General features: G+C 46.8%; 19 protein-coding genes. 2 read left to right on the top strand and 17 right to left on the bottom strand.

All coding sequences use genetic code 11. The features are described 5' to 3' along the window. Window positions 1-3 precede the first annotated feature (3 nt). The 14 genes from hutI to nadE form a co-directional block, all read right to left on the bottom strand. Window positions 4-1248 (bottom strand): imidazolonepropionase, encoded by a 1245-nt coding sequence (gene hutI / locus BLU12_RS01500; protein WP_091460044.1) that lies wholly within the window; start codon window positions 1246-1248, stop codon window positions 4-6. 2 nt (window positions 1249-1250) lie between these two features. Beyond that, the gene (ftcD, locus tag BLU12_RS01495) at window positions 1251-2162 is read right to left on the bottom strand and encodes a glutamate formimidoyltransferase (RefSeq protein ID WP_091460043.1); all 912 of its coding nucleotides are present in this window, start codon (window positions 2160-2162) and stop codon (window positions 1251-1253) included. An 80-nt stretch (window positions 2163-2242) separates the two neighbouring features. Beyond that, window positions 2243-3769 (bottom strand): histidine ammonia-lyase, encoded by a 1527-nt coding sequence (hutH, locus tag BLU12_RS01490; RefSeq protein WP_091460041.1) that lies wholly within the window; start codon window positions 3767-3769, stop codon window positions 2243-2245. Between the two features lie 58 nt (window positions 3770-3827). Then, the gene (amrS, locus tag BLU12_RS01485) at window positions 3828-4817 is read right to left on the bottom strand and encodes an AmmeMemoRadiSam system radical SAM enzyme (protein ID WP_091460039.1); all 990 of its coding nucleotides are present in this window, start codon (window positions 4815-4817) and stop codon (window positions 3828-3830) included. Further along, on the bottom strand, window positions 4814-5371 hold the full coding sequence (amrA, locus tag BLU12_RS01480; protein WP_091460037.1) for an AmmeMemoRadiSam system protein A: 558 nt from the start codon (window positions 5369-5371) through the stop codon (window positions 4814-4816). The genes amrS and amrA overlap by 4 nt, the downstream gene beginning before the upstream one ends. After that, window positions 5368-6177 carry a class III extradiol dioxygenase subunit B-like domain-containing protein gene (locus BLU12_RS01475; protein WP_091460036.1) on the bottom strand — a complete coding sequence of 270 codons (810 nt, stop codon included), beginning with the start codon at window positions 6175-6177 and terminating at the stop codon, window positions 5368-5370. The genes amrA and BLU12_RS01475 overlap by 4 nt, the downstream gene beginning before the upstream one ends. A gap of 18 nt (window positions 6178-6195) precedes the next feature. Then, entirely contained in the window at window positions 6196-7230 is a 1035-nt protein-coding gene (gene queA, locus BLU12_RS01470) for a tRNA preQ1(34) S-adenosylmethionine ribosyltransferase-isomerase QueA (protein WP_091460034.1), read from the bottom strand. Between the two features lie 39 nt (window positions 7231-7269). Further along, a complete protein-coding gene (locus tag BLU12_RS01465; protein ID WP_091460032.1) occupies window positions 7270-8673 on the bottom strand; it encodes a SpoIID/LytB domain-containing protein in 1404 nt (467 codons plus the stop codon). Window positions 8674-8694: 21 nt separating this feature from the next. Then, the gene (locus BLU12_RS01460; protein ID WP_091460030.1) at window positions 8695-8919 is read right to left on the bottom strand and encodes a DUF2905 domain-containing protein; all 225 of its coding nucleotides are present in this window, start codon (window positions 8917-8919) and stop codon (window positions 8695-8697) included. A 26-nt stretch (window positions 8920-8945) separates the two neighbouring features. After that, window positions 8946-9983: a Holliday junction branch migration DNA helicase RuvB gene (gene ruvB / locus BLU12_RS01455; RefSeq protein ID WP_091460029.1), complete on the bottom strand. Its 1038-nt coding sequence runs from the start codon at window positions 9981-9983 to the stop codon at window positions 8946-8948. A gap of 19 nt (window positions 9984-10002) precedes the next feature. After that, complete coding sequence (gene ruvA, locus BLU12_RS01450) at window positions 10003-10593, bottom strand: Holliday junction branch migration protein RuvA (protein ID WP_091460027.1); 591 nt, start codon at window positions 10591-10593, stop codon at window positions 10003-10005. A 16-nt stretch (window positions 10594-10609) separates the two neighbouring features. Continuing rightward, window positions 10610-11107, bottom strand: a complete 498-nt coding sequence (ruvC, locus tag BLU12_RS01445; protein ID WP_091460026.1) for a crossover junction endodeoxyribonuclease RuvC — start codon at window positions 11105-11107, stop codon at window positions 10610-10612. A gap of 4 nt (window positions 11108-11111) precedes the next feature. Then, the gene (locus tag BLU12_RS01440; RefSeq protein WP_091460024.1) at window positions 11112-11864 is read right to left on the bottom strand and encodes a YebC/PmpR family DNA-binding transcriptional regulator; all 753 of its coding nucleotides are present in this window, start codon (window positions 11862-11864) and stop codon (window positions 11112-11114) included. Window positions 11865-11916: 52 nt separating this feature from the next. Continuing rightward, window positions 11917-12657: an NAD(+) synthase gene (gene nadE, locus BLU12_RS01435; RefSeq protein WP_234945357.1), complete on the bottom strand. Its 741-nt coding sequence runs from the start codon at window positions 12655-12657 to the stop codon at window positions 11917-11919. Between the two features lie 123 nt (window positions 12658-12780). Here nadE and BLU12_RS01430 point away from each other — a divergent pair, with 123 nt between their 5' ends. Then, a complete protein-coding gene (locus tag BLU12_RS01430; protein WP_091460022.1) occupies window positions 12781-14463 on the top strand; it encodes a radical SAM protein in 1683 nt (560 codons plus the stop codon). Window positions 14464-14485: 22 nt separating this feature from the next. On the opposite strand, the gene BLU12_RS01425 is transcribed toward BLU12_RS01430, so the two are convergent. After that, a complete protein-coding gene (locus BLU12_RS01425; protein ID WP_091460020.1) occupies window positions 14486-15028 on the bottom strand; it encodes a hypothetical protein in 543 nt (180 codons plus the stop codon). Between the two features lie 39 nt (window positions 15029-15067). On the opposite strand from BLU12_RS01425, the gene nikR reads away from it, so the two are divergent. Then, window positions 15068-15472, top strand: coding sequence for a nickel-responsive transcriptional regulator NikR (nikR, locus tag BLU12_RS01420; RefSeq protein ID WP_091460019.1), 405 nt, complete (start codon window positions 15068-15070; stop codon window positions 15470-15472). A gap of 68 nt (window positions 15473-15540) precedes the next feature. Here nikR and argF read toward each other — a convergent pair whose 3' ends face one another. Then, window positions 15541-16485 (bottom strand): ornithine carbamoyltransferase, encoded by a 945-nt coding sequence (gene argF, locus BLU12_RS01415; RefSeq protein ID WP_091460017.1) that lies wholly within the window; start codon window positions 16483-16485, stop codon window positions 15541-15543. Window positions 16486-16507: 22 nt separating this feature from the next. Then, on the bottom strand, window positions 16508-17740 hold the full coding sequence (locus BLU12_RS01410) for an arginine deiminase (RefSeq protein ID WP_234945356.1): 1233 nt from the start codon (window positions 17738-17740) through the stop codon (window positions 16508-16510). Window positions 17741-17878: the final 138 nt, after the last annotated feature.

Here is a 17878-nt window from a genome sequence, read left to right as displayed (position 1 = left end):
CTTCTACACCTCCGATGAAAATCTTTGGCCCATTTTGTATACCTCTTTTATGTTTCGCCATCCCAAATGGTAGGCCATGATACCTGGCGTTTCTCCGTCTAGAACGACAAAATCGGCCTTTTTCCCCCTTTCCAAACTGCCTACATGACTTGCCATGCCTATGGCATAGGCAGCGTTAAGCGTCGAAGCCACAAGCGATTCTTCCATCGATAAGCCCATGCCCAACAGGGCAAGTCTAAATACCATCTCCATCGATTCGCAATAGCAGGAACCGGGATTGCAGTCCGTTGCCAATGCAACAGGAACTCCCATTTCTATCATCTTCCTTGCGGGGGCATAGGATTTCCTGAGGCTGAAGGCCGTCGCCGGCAGCAACACAGCGAGCACACCACTTTCAGCCATTGCTTTTAAGCCTTCCTCGCTTGCCGCAAGTAGGTGTTCAGCTGAATCAACCTTAAGCTCGGCGGCTAATTTTGCTCCGCCTAAATCATACACTTCGTCAGCGTGAATTTTTAAGCCCAGACCGCATTTCCTTGCCGCCAACAAGATCCTCTTGGCATCGTCAACGGAAAAGACGCCTTCTTCGCAAAATACGTCACAATATCTGGCCAATCCCTTAGCAGCAATGTGGGGTATCATTTCCTCCACTACGAGATCAACATAGGCTTTCGGATTGTCTTTGTACTCCCGCGGCACCGCATGGGCACCCATAAAAGTTGCGACTATATCGACAGGTTTGCCCTTTAACGCATCTATGACCTCGAGCATTTTGACTTCGTGCTCTAAGGAAAGGCCGTACCCGCTTTTTATTTCCATGGCAGTGGTGCCATTCTTCAAAGCTCTATTTATTACTTCTTCAGTGCTTGCATAAAGCTCATCGCGACTTGCCGACCTGACTCTATCGACGGTGGAAAGAATGCCTCCGCCCATTTTGAGTATTTCAAGATATGAGGCTCCTTGGAGGCGCATTATAAATTCCCTTTCCCTGGTTCCGACAAAACACGCATGTGTATGGGGATCTACGAAGCCGGGAATAACGCATCGACCGCCCAGGTCGATCTCCAAGGCATCTTCCGTGACAGATTTTAGTACTTCTAATTCTTGACCAATTGATTCGATATAGCCATCCCTTACGAGGATTGCTCCCTTTTCCTCAGAATAAATTTGATTCATTTCGCTCCCCTTCAAGGGCCTTCCCTTATCCAAGGGGGTGTATATTCTGGCGTTTCTGAAAAGCTTTAAGGTCATCTTCAATCCCTGCCCAAAAGATCAAGAAGCCTTAGCTCAATTACTTGGTTGGGGTCGAAATGGGAGATCTGCATGTAGTAAGAAGTGCTTTGAAGCAATGCCTCAGCAGGAACCATGCCATAGACTTCGGTCTCCGCTACTGAAACCCCCCAACGTTTCGCCTCGCATTTTATCAGCTCCAAGACGCGATATAGAGCGTTCTTTTCGTAATCCACGATGTTCATGCTCACCTGAGCCATGTTCTTCTCCTTAAGCTCCAATCCAATGGCCTTTACGGCCGAAAAGCCGCCGCTTGAGGACCTTATGGCCCTGGCGATCGCTTTGGCTATATTGACATCATTTGTATGTAAATTAACGTTGAAGGCGACTAAAAACTTTCTGGCCCCAATAACGGTAGCCCCTGCTGTGGGGTGCATCTCGGGCGAACCGATATCGGGATGTCTCTCCGGCTTGGAGATTTCTTCTTTCAACACTTCAAATTGGCCCTTCCTTATGACTTCCAAATTTCGCCTTTCCGGCCTCAAAGCCGATTCTTCGTAGAAATATACCGGCACGGAAGTTCTGCGATGAAAATCTTCTGCAAACTTTCTCGAGAATTCCACGCATTCCTCCATAGTGATGTTTCTTAAGGGGACAAAGGGAATGACGTCGACGGCACCTATCCTCGGATGAGCACCCTCATGTTTGTTAAGATCTATATGCTTTATGGCAACCTCTGCCGACTCTACCAGCGCCTTTCCCAGTGCATCTGGTTCTCCGACGAGGCTTACCACCAAGCGATTGTGATCTTTATCCGCCCTATAGTCCAATAGATAGCAATCTTTGGTTTCTTTGAAGGGTTTTACTATAGCTTCTATGACATCTTCTCGTCTGCCCTCGCTGTAATTTGGGACACATTCGATTAATTTGACCACAATTTACACCTCCAGTACTTTATCCGTTATCCAGCTCCAAATTATTTATACTCAACAGTCAATCGGCAATTTAGCTTCGGTCAATCGAGTTCTCCTACTTCTTCTTCAACCTCTCTAACTATTTCGCCGCTTTTGACGAGGCTCAACACCTCTTCGATCAAAGGGGCCATAAGGATATCTTCGTCTAAAAAGGGAGTCCTCTCTCTGATGGCTTGAAATGCCCTGTAAACCCCTTTGCCAGGTTTAAGGGGAGCGCTGAACTCCAAGGCCTGTGCTGCAGCCAACATCTCTATGGCAATTACCTTCTGGGCATTGGACAATATGGTTTGAGCCTTTCTGGCGGCATAGGCTCCCATGGAGACGTGATCTTCCTGATTTGCAGAAGTGGGTATGGAATCCACAGAAGATGGATGGGCAAGCACTTTATTCTCGGAGACCAGTGCGGCGCAGACGTATTGAGGTATCATGAAGCCGCTGTTGACTCCGCTATTTTTCATCAAAAAGGCCGGCAGGCCGGAAAGTTTGCTGTCGACCAGCCTTGCAACGCGCCTTTCCGAGATGTTTGTAAATTCCGCCACGGCTATTCCCAAGAAGTCCATGGCCAAAGCTATGGGTTGGGCGTGGAAGTTGCCCCCGCTTAGAGCTTCGCCGTCGGCGGGAAAGATCAAGGGATTATCGGTGACGGAGTTGATTTCTATGTCTATCTTTTGACGAACGAAGTCCAGCGCATCCCTGCTTGCTCCGTGAACTTGCGGGATGCATCTGAGCGAATAGGCATCTTGAACTCTTGCGCCCTTGAATGCTTCGATTATTTCGCTCCCCTCTATCAATCGTCTTACGTTCGAAGCAACCGTCCTCTGTCCGAAGTGAGGTCTAAGTTCGTGAGTTCTGGAGTCAAAGGCATAGGGAACTCCGTGCAGGGCTTCCAATGACATCGCTCCCGCTATATCGGCTGCTTTTGCTAAATTTAAAGCATCATAGATGACCAGCGAAGCAATGCCTGTCGTCGCCGCGGTGCCGTTATTTAAAGCAAGCCCCTCTTTGGGCTTTAATTTTATGGGCTTCAACCCTGCTTTTTCCAAAGCCAATGTTGCCTGCATTCTTTCGCCCTTATAAAAAACATCGCCCAATCCCAAAAGGGCGATGGCCAGATGAGACAGCGGACACAGATCTCCGCTGGCCCCCACCGAACCTTGGGAGGGTATTAGGGGATGAATTCCTTTGTTCAAAAGGTCAACCAAAAGTGAAAGCGTCTCAAGGCTAATTCCCGAAAAACCCCGTATCAACGTGTTGATTCGAAGCAACATAATAGCCCTTACTATGTCTTCCGGGAGAGGTTCCCCAACTCCCGATGCATGGCTCTTGAGCAGATTCTCCTGCAAAATTTCGCTTTGTTCTGAGGGAATGGTAACTGAAGCAAGATCTCCGAAGCCTGTTGTTATCCCATATACGACTCTTTCTTCCTGAACCCACTTTTCAACAATTGCAGCACCCCGCTTGACAAAGGCCTTTGCAGCGGGATCCAAGTTTACCTTGCAGCCACATCGGGCAACCTTGACGACGTCTTCTAACGTCAAAGAATGACCATTAAGGTGAATCGTATCCATGCATGCCCCTCCCTGAAGTCTAAAGTTTTGAATTCGCTATTTAAAGTATGCCATAAATTTACAAAAGTACAATACCCAAATCGAAACCGCAGGCAGAACATCTTCCGTCGCTAGTTACCGACAAAAGCTGAAGTTTATAGCCTCTTCTCTTAATGACCAACTTCCCGCAGCTGGGGCAGAAGGTATCAGAAAATTTTGATACATTTCCTAAATAGGCGAATTCTAAATATCTCCTGGCAATTTCTAGCGCCCTTTCTAACAATGAAATGTCGGTAGGGGGTTTCGTCCATTTATGCGAAGGAAAATATCTGGAAATATGAAGGGGCAATCTATCTCCCAATTCTCCTGCAATCCAGGAACAGAGGGCCTCGAATTCACCGAGATCATCGTTTATTCCCGTAACCAGAAGATGGGTTATCTCTACATGGACATTGAAGCTCTTTAAAATTTGAAGCGTCTTCAATACAGTCTCAAGATCGCCGCCCAATTTTTTATATGTTTCCTCATTGAAAGTTTTTAAATCTACATTGGCCGCATCTATGCGGTGCGCTATTTCTTTCAAAGGAAGGGGGTTTATGAGACCATTTGTCACTAAGACGACTTTCACGTTTTCCTTTTTTAAAAGGGGTATCACTTCCAAAAGATACTCGTAGGAAATCAAAGGTTCATTATAGGTGAAGGCTACAGCCGTTACGCTATATTTCTTAACCAGGGATAGCAACTCCGGAGGATCAATCCTTGACAGTTTAATTTGGGGACTCCAGGTGGATATATGCCAGTTTTGGCAAAAGGGACACCTCATATTGCAACCGACAGAACCCAGGGATAGAACGTCCCTTCCGGGCAGGAAATGATAAAGAGGTTTTTTCTCCATGGGATCAAGGGCAATGCTAGAAAAAAGCCCGTATGTGCTTGCTATTAATCCCTCCCCGGGGACGTTTTCGCGAACAAGACAAAGCCCCTTTTTCCCCTCGGGAACGAGACAAGCATGGGGGCAAAGCTCGCATCTTACATTTCCGTTTTCCCAATGCCAATAGAGAGCCTTCATTTATCTTCTATCACTTCCTCGTATCTATCCACGGTAAATTTATATATGACACAACCGTCTAAAGAAAGTATACCAGCCTTCCTGGCGGCTATTTCTAACTGCTCGGCGACGGTGTTCACGCCATCGAGATTGGGAAGCAAAACCCCCTTCCTGAAACCCTTCTCCACCACCACGCCATATATCTTGGGGTCCAATTTTTCTGTCGAATCGACTATATCCAACTCGCTTAAGACATCCACCGAAAATTTGACCTTTTCAAGTTCCTCTTCCCTTAGCGGCATAAATCTTGGATCTTCAAAGGCAGCTGCGAGGGCATTGTAAACGATCTCTGAAGATAAATCTTCCCTCACGGGACGAATGGTTCCTATACATCCCCTCAAGCTTCCGTCTAAATTTTTAATTGAAACGAAGCATCCACGCCTTTTGTTCCACATCTCCGGGTTGGGACATATAGTCACGGCCTCGCCAGGATTTAATATCTTTTTTGTCTGGAAATAATATTTAACTGCACGCCGTGCCAGTTCCACGTAGGGATGCGAATTGCCACTTTTCAATTAATATCACCCCTTCCTTTGGCAGGCTTCCAAATGGCAGTGCAATATCCAACCCCAAAGGGCCCTTCATAGGAAAACAGGCGAAGGGGCTCTCCTTCAGCAATGCCCAAAAAGGCCAAAGCTGATCGCAACCCACACTCTCCCGCCGATTCTATCTGATCTTCCGATAGCGATAAAAGTTCATCGGCACTGGAGGTCTCGAACGCTTTTACCACCAATGCATCGAATTCCTTCGCTCGCGGATGATAACCTGCAGGCGCCCCGGGAATGAGCCTGTGGGACAAGTCACCGCTAAAGACAATGCCCGCCTTTTTATCCTTTAGTTCTAAACGTCTTAACGCCCTTCCCAGAAAGTAACTTTGCTCATAACTCAACCCCAGGGGATTTGCCAAAACAAGCTTTGGCAGCGACTTCCAGGCTTTACTCAAATAATAAAGGGGGACAAAGGAAGCGTGGTCCATCTCGACCCTCTTTCCCGTCGACATCGTTACGGGCAAACCTTCTTTTTTGACATGTCCCGCTAATTCTGTGGCAAGTTCGAAGTCGCCTTCAGACTGCAATTTGCATTCCTTGGCGCGAAACATCCCCATATCACCGGCAATGCTTTCCCCACAGATGATACTTAACCCCTTACCCATGACATGGTGGGGCGTAAGCACAACCAACGATTCCGGCCTTTCGTCTTCCAGCTCGCTGCAGATCCTCTGCATTCCTTCCAATGTCTTTGCAGCGGCCTTCTCTTCTCCCCTGCCAACTTCGGGTATTATTATAGGAGGATGGGGTACGAATACTGCCCAACTCCACATAGAGATCCCCTCCAAAGATTAAATTATTAACATAGCATCGCCAAAGGAATAAAAACGATATCTTCTTTCTATAGCCACTTTGTAGGCTTCCATTACAAAATCATATCCGGCAAAGGCAGATACCAGCATCAATAAAGTGCTTTTGGGAAGATGAAAGTTTGTGACCATGCCATCGACAACCTTGAACTTATAGCCTGGGAATATAAAAAGATCGGTATTCCCTTTACCGAAAAGGACGAAACCCTCCTCATCGCTCGATGACTCTAAACACCTGACCACCGTAGTCCCTACGGCTATAATTCTCCTGCCTTCCTTTTTTGCTTTGTTTATCCTTTCTGCTGTATCGGACGAAATGTGGTAATCCTCGCAATGCATCTCATGTTTTCTAACGTCGTCTACCTTTACGGGACGAAAGGTTCCCGGACCGACGTGTAGCGTTACATAGGCTAATTCAATCCCGCAGGAACGAAGTTTATCCAACAGCTCTTCGGTAAAGTGAAAACCTGCCGTGGGCGCAGCAACAGAACCGTCGACACGAGCGTACACCGTTTGATAATGTTTGGAGGCTCTGCCGTTGCCCCTTATATATGGGGGCAGGGGGACTTTCCCCTTTTTTTCGATTATATTGTAAGGGGTATCCTCTCCTTTAATCCTGACCAAACGCATGCCCCCAGAAAGCCTGTCAAGCACCGATATAGACGTCTCATCGTCAATTACCACTTCGTCGCCCGATTTAAACCGCTTACCGGGACGCACCATCGCTTCCCAATACTCCCATGCGGAATCCTTGGGTTTTACGAGCAATACCTCCACCTTTGCTCCAGTAGGCTTTTGGCCCAAAAACCTGGCGGGGATGACCTTGGTATCGTTGAATACCAAGACATCCCCTCTTTTTAAATATTTAATTACCTCATGAAAACAGGCATGCTCCAGACTTCTTTCGCGCCTATTTAAGACCATAAGCTTTGAGTGATCCCTCGGTTTCACGGGAGTTTGGGCGATGAGTTCCTGCGGTAACTCGTAGTCATATGCTGAAACATCGTAAAGCTCTATCGTGACAGATCACCTCTTGCCATCGAATATGTATTTATACTAATAAATCCTTCGCAACTCCGTTCCGGGATAGTAATACTTAACTATCTTCTCCGCAGTCCAACCCTTTTCGGCCATAGCCTTAGCTCCCCATTGAGACATTCCAACGCCGTGTCCCCAACCTCTTCCCTGAAAGACGAAGACAGAACCTCTTGCACCTCCTGGTTTTGCGCTATCTTCCGCCGGAGAATCCCATTGAGGCCATAGCAACTTCGGATCCTTCTTCTGCTGAGGTCTCGGCGAAGCTGCACTTTTACCCTTGCGAGCCAGTGCTTTTTGGAGATATTCCTCTTTTTTTTCCGGATGAAGAAGCATGTCGAGAAGCTCATCGGTGGTAAATGCACCCTCTTGAGTCAAGGTTATAAGTGTGGACCCCGCAGATTCTTCATTTTTGGGTTGGCTTTCTGCGATATTTCTTGCCGACAAAGCCGATGTACCGTCAGCCGATACGGTAAATATTGTGCTCTTCAGCTCCTTAGCACCTAAGGCCATCCTGAGATCATGAGATTTTATAGTCTTCCTGCCGTTGGAACCTACGACTTCTATTAATTCAACCCTGTCGCCGGGCCCTAACTTGACAGTGTTTATCTCGTAAACAGTCCCCACGTTTATACCTGCCCTCGAAAGCCTTTTGCCGATTTCTTCACCGCTTATCTCGAAAGACCACGACGTATATGGCGACTGGTAACTGAAAGGCTCTTGGACGGGCTTGAGATAGGGTATATCTGACCCCCATACGGACTGAACGTCCGAAGTATAACCGCCGCTATCGGAATGAAAAAAGGTAAGAGCCAACTTACCCTGATAATAAAGCACCATTCCTTTCGTGCTTTCCACCGCCTTGGTCAATATGGGATCCTCTGCACTAACTCCTCTGTAGGGGATACAATGATCGGTATTGCAGAGGTCAAACCCGGCATTGCCATGTCTTCCCCTTTCGGCCAAAGCATAGGTCCTTGCTGTAATAGCCTGCGCTCTCAAGACTTCTGTCGGCCAATTTGGATTGACTTCCATCTTCAATATTCCCTTAACATAATCATCAATAGATAATTTGTTGACCGCAGTAAACGAATTGTTGCTATGTATCAACATTAAAATTCCCCTGTAAGGCCTGTCATTGAAATAGAGTAACCCCTTGTTAGATTTAACCGTTACGGGCAAAGACAGCGTCTTTCCTCCAACGATGACCTTTGATCCGCCGCCCGATTTTACCGTTATAGGACCCTTTGCGTTTACATGCTTTCCCGATGCATCGTAAAGGGTCAAACTGCTTGCCTTAATGGTGCACGAAGAAACATTTTGGGCCAATGCCACGGATATTTGAGGTTCGGCCGCATACCCGGCTCCCCACACTGCAAACACCAAAAAGACCGACAGGACGAATATTCTGAAAAAAGATTTCATGATCGACTCTCCCTTCCTATCTTATCTGAACCACCTGCCCAATAGATTAAGAACAACGGTCAGGATTATGCTCAAAATTAACATACTGACTATGGGGAAAAAGAACACCATGTTTTTCTTGCGGATGACTATGTCTCCAGGCATATGCCCAAGGGGAAGCCCCTCCTTTCCAACGAAATAGAGCACTATACCAATGACGAGCATTATTACTCCCGAAAAGATCAATAATTTCCCCGCATCCTGCACGCCAACATCACCACCGCTCGAATTGGTTAAAAGAGAGTTAAATTATCCCCATCCATCGATCCATTTCTTAAATATGGTATCCCCAACCTTTCGTAGGCCTTCCTGGTGGCCATTCTTCCGCCTCTTGTCCTTTCGATCAGGCCATTTCTCAACAAATAAGGCTCATAAATCTCCTCTACCGTCCTTTCTTCCTCGCTCATGGCGGCAGCCAACGTCGATAGCCCCACAGGTCCTCCGTCGAAAAGATTTACAATCACGTCCAACAGCTTTCTTTCCTGGTCATCGATGCCGTCGTCGTCTATTCCGAGCAAATCCAAGGCCTTTTGGGCAATAGCTACCGTCACCTTTCTCTCTTTTTTTGCCTCTGCAATATCACGCACTCTCTTTAACAAACGAAGAGCTATACGAGGGGTGCCCCTCGACCTTTTGGCTATCTCCATAGCTGCCTCTTCGTCGAGGTTCACCTCCAACACCGATGCTCCCCTTACGAGTATCTCTGCTAGCTCATCTGTTGAATAATACTCCAATTGCTCTATGATGCCGAAACGCCCCCTGAGGGGTGCAGAAAGCAAGGTCGGCTTCGTCGTCGCTCCAATCAGCGTAAATTTGGGCAAGGTGAGCTTAATGCTTCTTGCCATGGGACCCTTTCCTATAATTATGTTCAGAAAGAAATCCTCCATTGCGGAATAAAGCACTTCCTCGACCTGTGGGGAAAGCCTGTGTATTTCATCGATGAAGAGCACGTCTTTGGCTTTCAATGAGGACAATATAGCAGCCAAATCTCCCGTTCGCGAGATAGCTGGCCCCGTTGTTGTCTTAAGTTCTCCCCCCATCTCGCGAGCGACCACACCGGCTAAAGTGGTCTTGCCAAGACCTGGCGGACCACAAAAAAGGGTATGATCCAGCGGTTCATCCCTCGATTTAGCCGCCTTAATGAACATGCTCAGCTTACCAATTACCTTGGCCTGGCCAATAAACTCACATAACCTCTGTGGTCTGATAAATACATCCTCTTCCAAGGCGAGAGGCTGCTCGCTCATCAACCTGGCCATGTTTTTCTTCATGATGCATCACTCCGAACTGCTATCCGCTCAAGACCTTGAGGGCCTTCTGCAATAACATTTCCTCCGATTCCTCATAGATTTTGGCGTTTGTTTGCAGGCTCCCGATAGCTCTGTCTATTTCCCCTTCGCTGAAATTAAGCTCCTCTAGGGCCAATCTTACTAGCATAAGTTTATCGCCTCTTTCATATGTGCCCTTTTTACCGGTGAAGAGCTTTTTTGCCTTATCTTTTAGCTCGAAACAGATCCTTTCGGCAGTCTTACGGCCTACGCCGGGAACCTTTTCGAGCTTTTCCAGGTTTTTTTCTGCTACGATCTCTATCAGTTCTCGAGCCGAGAGCCACCTCAGTATCGAAATTGCCGTCCTGACCCCCATGCCTTTGACGTTTTTCAACATCAGGAAAAATTCCCTTTCAAAATCATCACCAAAGCCGAAAAGAGATGGACCGCTTTCGCTCACAGCCAAATAGGTGGGCAATGTCACCTTTTTGCCCAGCTCGCACAAAGAAAGGGCCTCTCTGGAACAAATGATCTCCATGCCAAATCCGGATACATCTAAAACAACTATATTTTCCTCCACGCTTACGACCGCTCCGGAGACGAACTTTATCATTCCCCCACACTATCCTTCATTTCGACATTTCCCGCAAACGCTCGATCCTCCAAAGAGACAATCCCGCAATGGCTATTGCCAGGGCATCGGCAGCATCGTCAGGTTTTGGTACGGACTCCAAGGACAAGATACATTTGACCATCTCTTGCACCTGAGATTTACTGGCTTTTCCATACCCGCAGACTGCCATCTTGACCTGCGATGGAGCGGGCTCAACGATGGGAAGCCTTTCTTGGGCAGCTAACAACAAGATGACACCCCTGGCTTGCCAAACGTTTTCCGCAGTGGTCAGGTTTTGCCCGAAGAAAAGCCTCTCCATTGCTAAAACATCGGGCCTAATCGTATTGATATGATTTTTAATTTCGTCATATATCATGTTTAGCCTATCCTGCACGGAAAGGTCAGGGTCAGTATCGATGCATCCAAATGCCAAACCCGACAACGCGCTGCCTTCTTCGTTAACATACCCGAAACCCACTCGACCAATTCCGGGATCTATGCCCAGGCACAACATAAATTTAAGCGCTCTCTAGTTGTTCGAAGATCTCGTCCGGAATATCAAAATTGGCATAGACATTTTGAACGTCGTCGTGATCCTCCAAGGCGTCCAAAAGCTTCAGGAGCTTTGATGCCTCCCCCGTATCGGACACCTGAACCGTAGTTTTAGGTATCATGGCCATTTCGCAGCGATCTATGGGATATCCTTGTTTAGCGAGAAATTCGCTGACTTCGTTCAGAGCCGACGGTTCTGTATATACAATGAAAGACGAGTCTTCCTTGACAACGTCCATGGCACCTGCCTCTGCTGCCGTCAGAAGCAGTTCGTCTTCGTCAACTTGAGAGGGAATATAAATAGCCCCTCTCTTTTCGAAGATCCAGGAGACGCAACCCGCCTCTCCCAAGGAACCTCCATGACGGGTAAAGATAAAACGCATCTCCGATGCTGTGCGGTTTCTGTTGTCGGTAGTAGCCTCGACTAGAATGGCCACTCCGCCTGGACCGTATCCCTCGTACATAACATATTCGTAGGAAGCTCCCTCCAACTCGCCAGTACCACGTTTTATGGCCTTTTGTATGTTTTCCATGGGAACGTTGGCCTCTTTTGCCTTTTCAATGGCATTTTTAAGGGCAATGTTAGCAGAGGGATCTCCTCCACCCTCTCTAGCGGCAGTAATGATGGCCCTCACCAATTTTTGAAACAATTTACCGCGCTTTGAATCCTGCGCAGCCTTTCTGTACTTTATATTTGCCCATTTAGAATGACCGGACATTCACTATCACCCCTAGTCAATGTAACTCGCTTTTACGAGTCCTCAAGGAAATTCAAATTTTACAAATAGGAGGCATTCTCCGCTTGTGTTCGCTGCTCCTTCTTGCTCGCTCGACGATATCTCTGACTCTCTCATCCCCCTCCCCAGTAGTCAAATATCTGTCTACTGCATCGTAAGATGCTCCTATTTCATCTTCATCCCTTTGTCCAGGCCACAAGCCTGCAGAGGGAGCTCTCTCAATAATAGGAGCAGGTACTCCGAGATGATCCGCAAGGAGTCTGACTTCGCCCTTCAGTAGATCGCCCATGGGAAGGAGATCTACACCGCTGTCGCCGTATTTGGTGAAATAGCCCAACTCCAACTCGTCCTTATTGCCCGCGCCACACACAAGAAAGCTGCAATTTTGGGCGAAAAAATAAAGAGTTGTCATTCTAAGCCTCGGCTTTACGTTTGCTATGGCCAAAGGCTTCATCCTTTCTTTCTCAAAGGGGAGGACACCAATAAACGAATAAAACGTCGCAGTCAAGTCGACCTTTTGAACGGGCACTCCGCAACGTTCGGCCAATAAAAGAGCATACTCCTCATCCTCCGGTTGGCTCTCGCATGGCATTACTATTCCCAAGATATTATCATACCCTAAGGCATCCTTCGCCAGCAAGGCAAGAACGGAGGAATCCAGGCCGCCGCTCAACCCAAAGACTACTCCCCTGACTCCTGCTTCTTCAACTTTATCCCTTATCCAGGTCGTTATCCTTTCCCTCAAAAATTGAGGGTCTCTATAGATATTCTTCACGTTGGCACCCCCCGAAAATTTTACTATACTTAATTTTATCTGCGATGTTGATATAAATTTTAGCACAATATGGAAAAACCGCCTGATGATGGGCAAACAAAGCAGAAGAACTGAGGTGTTTGCATGCCCCTAGGATTGATATTTGATGGATACGTGGACGAACCGGCTTGCTTTGGAGTGCCTCCATATATATCGCCTTACGTCCGCTATTCCGCCGGCGTTTTAAAACTTTTTGATTACGAAATAGCCTATTATACCTGCGATCAATGGAGAGAAGATCCGAAGCCTGTGGAAGAGATGTTGAGAAGAGCAGATGTAATTGTAATCGTGGCCGGACTTTCCGTGCCCGGCCGCTACAGAGGCGGCACACCCTTGCTCTTAAGTGAACTTCAAAAAAATTCCTCTTTGAAGAGGCGGGGCTCCCTTTTTCTGGGAGGCCCGATAACTTCCGGGTATGCTTTGCGGGGCGGGAAAGAAGCCTTGGCCATTTCCGCTGACAACATCGATTTTGTCGTAACAGGCGACCCTGAAGAAGCACTATATCAATTTTTAACAAAAAATGACGTAGACCTTCGCGCCAGGAGGACGTACGAAAAGATTAGGCTTTGGAGCGTCTTGGGAAGTGAAGTTGTTAAACTGCACCCCTGGTACCCCTGGGTGATGGCGGAACTTGAGTTATCCAGGGGATGCGACAAAGGTGGTGTCCCTTGCAGCTTCTGTACCGAAGGAACTTCGATGAAAATTGAGGAAAGGCCTATCTCCGATGTATTGGACGAGATGAGGGCACTTTACAATTTTGGCATCAGAGCCTTCAGGTTTGGCAGATGTTCCAATATACTGACATATCAAGGCACAACTCATGATAACAAAAGAAAACCAAATACCTATGCCTTGAGAGATCTTTACAGTCAGGCACGAGAAGCGTGCCCCCAACTGATGACGCTTCATACCGACAACGCAAACCCTAGAACGATAGTCGATTTTCCCGATGCGGCAGCAGAAGCTATTGAAATAATATCAAAATACAACACCGAGGGCGATGTTCTTTCCTTCGGCATCGAAAATTTACACCCCTTCGTAAGGAATATCAACAATTTAAAGGTAAACTTCGATGAGGCCCTCTTTGCCGTAAAAGTGGTGAACGAAATCGGAGGATGGAGACCTACCCCAAGAAGCCTGCCCAAACTTTTACCGGGGTTGAACTTCCTGGTAGGGCTTGCAGGAGACAGCAACGAATCCTTAAAGCTTCACGCCGAATTTTTGGCCCGCATCCTTGAAGAAGGACTAATGTTACGAAGGATAAACATCAGAAAACCAATGCTATTTGAAAACACCCCTCTTAAAGTTCTCATCGACAAATATCCCAGCAGAATAAAAGAAAACCATTACAAAAAATGGAAAGAATGGGTAAGAAGCCAAATCGACCAACCCCTTTTGAAACGCCTGGCTCCATTGGGCTGTATAATAAAGAATCTGCGGATCGAGGAAAAGGTAGGCAATCTTTCCTTCGGCAGGCAACTTGCTACATATCCGCTTTTGGTTGGAGTTGTCGATGATACCTTACCTCTGGGGACCGTAATTGACGCAGCTGTCACAGACTACGGAAGACGTTCCCTTACGGCCGTCCCCTTCCCGCTGGATTTAAACAGCTGCCCGCCCGGCTCCCTCACCGCCATACCTGGAATAGGAAGAGCCCGAGCATCTCGCATAATAAGCCAAAGGCCTTTTGCCTCCTTTGAAAAGCTTAAGGAAGCAATTGACGACGAAGAGGTTGCGGAAGGTTTGAAAATATTTACAGCTTTATAAAAGTCAATTCTACAACAGAAATTTAAACCCTCCAGACTGCAAATGCGGAATCTTGAAAACGAACTTCCTCTCCCTTTGCTGAAAAGGCTACAAATCGCCGCTTTCCCTTCGGAAGGGAAAAAGCGCAGGCTATATTAACTTTCCAATCTCCCGCCAAAGCTTTAAGCTTAAGCCTCAATTCCGCAATTTCTTCAGCGATCGTAATGCTTGAAAGAAGCAACAAATCAGGGGCCATATTATATATCTTCCACCTCGATGGGATTTGCAATGCATCGTAGGAAAGGAGCAAGACTTTGTTGCCAAACAAAAAAAATGGATAAACGTCGAAGCTGTCTTTTTCCAAAATGCCGGCATCATTATATAGAAATTGCCTCAATAGCCCGTCTTGACCGACGGTAGAACCGGCAATCCAGCATATCTTTTTTGAGGCAAGGTTGGATATATTCCGCCCTTCCCCTTCGACGCTTAGCGGGCATATAAAAACCAAATTTGTACTGCTTAAATCTTCTTTGGCGAATTCTTCGACAGATAAAGCGGTTAATGCTACACTTAAATTGTTTCTCATCTTTCCAGATCACCTTTTTTTCGAGGGAGGCAAACCTACATGGAAGAGCTCGTTAGGTTTAGCATATCCATACCTAAATCATTGTTGGACGAATTTGAAAGATGGCTTCATAGCCATGGCATGGTCAACCGTTCCGAGGCCCTGAGACAGATGATGCGATCTTTCATAGCCCAATCTAAATGGGAATCCCAGGAAGGTATAGTGAGCGGTACTGTAACGGTAATATACGACCATCACAGACACGACGCCGTTTCTGAAATTACATCCATTCAACACAAATACGGTCATATAATAGTTTGCACTACCCACGTTCATATAGATCATTCCAACTGTCTTGAGGCAATCATATTATTAGGAGAAATCGACGAGATCAAAAGATTCCTGATCGACTTAAATTCATTAAAGGGGATAAAGGAAATAAGAACTTCAATGGTAAACATATAAGTACCTCAAGTGCAACCCTTTGAAAAAAGCGAGCAGGATACCTGCTCGCTTTTTTTGTCCTTTATTGTTTATAGATTGCCTATCGTTGCTACAATTACAGCCTTTATAGTATGAAGCCTGTTTTCGGCTTCGTCGAATACCTTCGATTGCGCAGATTCAAAAACTTCTTCAGTAACCTCGTTGCCCTTGACCGCCGGCAGGCAGTGCAAAAATATGGCGTCTTTGTCAGCAAGACTCATTAAATCGCTATTTACCTGATAGGGCCTCAACAACTTGATACGTTCGGCAAGTTTTTCCTCCTCTCCCATAGATGCCCAAACGTCAGTATAGACCGCATGAGCCCCCTTTACGGCTTCACGAGGATCTTCAAAGACTTCTATAACAGCGCCGTGCTTTTCTCCTTCCGACCTGCACTCTTTAAGCAGCGCTTCGTTAGGATAGAGCTCTTTGGGAGCAGCTATAACGAAATGCATCCCCAACTTGGAGGAAATTATCATCAAAGAATTGGCGACGTTGTTCCTTCCGTCTCCAACGTACACAAGTTTCAATCCCTTTACGTCACCGAAATTTTCCTGGATTGTCATCACATCGGCCAAAGCCTGCGTTGGATGGTAACTATCGGTAAGCCCGTTCCAGACGGGAACACCGGCAAATCTGGCCAGTTCTTCCACTGTAGACTGCTTAAAACCTCTAAACTGTATTCCGTCAAACATCCTGCCCAATACCCTGGCAGTGTCTCTGACATCCTCCTTGTGGCCAAGTTGGATGTCATTCTTGCCCAGATATTCGGCATGCCCTCCTTCGTCGAGGCAGGCCACGGTAAAGGCGCATCTGGTCCTCGTCGATGGCTTTTCGAAAATCAATGCCACGTTTTTTCCGGCTAACAAATTACCCTTGACACCCGATCTTTTTTTTGCCTTCAGCGAAACGGCTAAATCCAAAAGAAACCTTATCTCCTCAGGCTGATAATCTTTCAACCACAGCAAATGACGTCCACGTAAATTAACAGGCATAGCTCACAACCCCCTTCTCAAATTAATCTCTAAGCAAAGGCATGGACATGCATCTAGGTCCGCCTCGCCCGCGCCCAAGCTCTGCCCCTTTAATCTCATACACCTTTATCCCATTGGCTCTAAGCTCTTGGTTTGTGACCGTATTTCGCCTGTATGTCACTACCACTCCCGGCGCTATGGCAAAGGTGTTTGTGCCATCGTTCCATTGTTCTCTTGCAGCAGCAATGGGATCACCGCCACCGGTTTGAACGAAGTTGATCGTATCCAGTTGCAGGTTGCGTTTCATGGTCTCTAAAAGATCTTCAGATTCAGTCAAATCTACTACCCTTCCATTTTCGTCATAGGATATTTCCCAGACTCGCACGCTGTCCCTAATGCCCGGATATATCACAAAACAGTTTCTATCTACCATTGTGAACACTGTATCCAAATGCATATAGACTCGAACCTTGGGAATGTCAACAGCCAAGACTTTCTTTATGCCCAACTCCTTTGCAAGCTTACGCCCCACTACCTGTATTGCTCCGGGGGTTGTTCTCTGGCTTATCCCAATGGCTATGACCTCGTCAGATAAAACCAATATGTCTCCGCCTTCTATGAAATAGGGGTGTACATTGGTCGTTTCCTCTCCATAAATTATCTTCAAACCCGAAAAATAGGGATGGTGATTGAATATGTACTTTGCATATAAAGGCTCTTTCCTTCTAGCTTCGAAACGCATGACGCTTATAACGACCCCGTCTTTTATAAACGAGAAGGGGTCGCGCTGAAAAAGGACATTCGGAAGGGGTTTGATCAGAAAATCAGTCTCTTCCGCCGTCAATAAGCAGAGGCTTTTTACGTTGCCTACGAGATCTTTGGCCTCTGAAACAGTCAAGCCGGCAATGAGTACTTCGGAAAGTTCGGCTGGAGGCATCTCAAACAAAGCCTTGATAAGGGATTCCTTCAAATGATGATCCAGCGCCTCCAAAGCTAGCACCTCATCGAGCAGACACTTACGAGTTTCGTCTTCCTTCAATATATGAGCTAAGCAATTACGAAAATAAACTACCTCAATGCCGTTATCCCGTAGCAGATCAGCGAAGGCATCGTGCTCCTTCTGAGCTTCTTCCACCCAAAGGATATCGTCAAAGAGCAATTCGTCCTTGTTATCGATGGTCAAACGGGACAACTCCAAACCGGGCCTGTGAAGAAGCACCCTTCTAAGCTTTCCGATTTCCGAGCCTACATACAATTTTCTGCCGCTGTCATCCACTTCTCTCACCACCGTCGGATGAAATATAATAAACAAACTTACCTCAAAAGTTTATCATATTTATTCAGAGCTTAAAAGGGCGCTTCCGTTAAATCAAAAGGACAAAGCGCTCACCGTCTATGTCCTTCTTATCCAAAC

The sequence above is a fragment of the Acetomicrobium thermoterrenum DSM 13490 genome (assembly GCF_900107215.1).
In the GTDB taxonomy this organism is placed as follows: Bacteria; Synergistota; Synergistia; order Synergistales; family Acetomicrobiaceae; genus Acetomicrobium; species Acetomicrobium thermoterrenum.
The sequence above is the reverse complement of the archived record's forward strand: the minus strand, read 5'-3'. Positions and strand labels throughout refer to the sequence as shown.

Excerpts from the sequence above, each read along its gene's own strand:
- hutI (WP_091460044.1), bottom strand. The coding sequence starts at position 1,248 with ATGACCTTAAAGCTTTTCAGAAACGCCAGAATATACACCCCCTTGGAT.
- hutH (WP_091460041.1), bottom strand. The coding sequence starts at position 3,769 with ATGGATACGATTCACCTTAATGGTCATTCTTTGACGTTAGAAGACGTC.
- amrS (WP_091460039.1), bottom strand. The coding sequence starts at position 4,817 with ATGAAGGCTCTCTATTGGCATTGGGAAAACGGAAATGTAAGATGCGAG.
- BLU12_RS01475 (WP_091460036.1), bottom strand. The coding sequence starts at position 6,177 with ATGTGGAGTTGGGCAGTATTCGTACCCCATCCTCCTATAATAATACCC.
- BLU12_RS01465 (WP_091460032.1), bottom strand. The coding sequence starts at position 8,673 with ATGAAATCTTTTTTCAGAATATTCGTCCTGTCGGTCTTTTTGGTGTTT.
- ruvB (WP_091460029.1), bottom strand. The coding sequence starts at position 9,983 with ATGAAGAAAAACATGGCCAGGTTGATGAGCGAGCAGCCTCTCGCCTTG.
- ruvA (WP_091460027.1), bottom strand. The coding sequence starts at position 10,593 with ATGATAAAGTTCGTCTCCGGAGCGGTCGTAAGCGTGGAGGAAAATATA.
- ruvC (WP_091460026.1), bottom strand. The coding sequence starts at position 11,107 with ATGTTGTGCCTGGGCATAGATCCCGGAATTGGTCGAGTGGGTTTCGGG.
- BLU12_RS01440 (WP_091460024.1), bottom strand. The coding sequence starts at position 11,864 with ATGTCCGGTCATTCTAAATGGGCAAATATAAAGTACAGAAAGGCTGCG.
- BLU12_RS01430 (WP_091460022.1), top strand. The coding sequence starts at position 12,781 with ATGCCCCTAGGATTGATATTTGATGGATACGTGGACGAACCGGCTTGC.
- BLU12_RS01425 (WP_091460020.1), bottom strand. The coding sequence starts at position 15,028 with ATGAGAAACAATTTAAGTGTAGCATTAACCGCTTTATCTGTCGAAGAA.
- nikR (WP_091460019.1), top strand. The coding sequence starts at position 15,068 with ATGGAAGAGCTCGTTAGGTTTAGCATATCCATACCTAAATCATTGTTG.
- argF (WP_091460017.1), bottom strand. The coding sequence starts at position 16,485 with ATGCCTGTTAATTTACGTGGACGTCATTTGCTGTGGTTGAAAGATTAT.